1 pseudogene is annotated in these 543 nt (G+C 62.2%); it reads right to left on the reverse strand.

Annotated elements, in window-relative coordinates:
* A pseudogene (locus tag EOA38_RS40875) lies at positions 1-178 on the reverse strand (ATP-dependent helicase); the annotation flags it as partial.
* Between the last annotated feature and the right edge of the window lie 365 nt (positions 179-543).

Below are 543 nucleotides of genomic sequence, written 5' to 3' on the forward strand. Positions count from 1 at the left end.
TGCCCGAACCGGTCTGGGCGATGCCGAATATGTCGCGGCCTTCGAGCTGCGGTGGGATTGCCTGCATCTGGATCGGCTTCGGATCGGTGAAGCCCGCGGCGTTCGCGGCCTTGAGCAGCGCGCCGGTGATTCCTAGGGTGGCGAAACCGTTCTGTTCCGCCTGGTTTTCGTTGGTCAAAATAATCTTCTTTCACGCGGCCCACTGGCCGCAAACATCGATAGCGGCAGGGCGCAACCTGCCGTCGAAAATTGTCAGGAAACGACAAGGCGGCGGACGGAAGCGTCCGCGCGGCTGCGCTGTCGTGCCCGCGAGCTTCATGCTCCGGGGCTCTTTCGCCACCTTGTCGACTGCCGGACAGAAGAGGCCGACTTGCCGGAAAGAGGGAAAACAGACGCAACCAGTCTCATGCGTGGAGAAAGCCGGACAAGCCGGCCCAAGCGCCTATGCCGCCGCATATGGCCGAGTCCGGCCTGAAATGCAAGGGGTGATGTTGCAATGCAACAAGAACAGGGTGCTTGCGCTCCCCCGCCCTCCCGATTACC

Origin of the sequence: Mesorhizobium sp. M1E.F.Ca.ET.041.01.1.1 (assembly GCF_003997355.1) — a bacterium.
Lineage (GTDB): Bacteria > Pseudomonadota > Alphaproteobacteria > Rhizobiales > Rhizobiaceae > Mesorhizobium.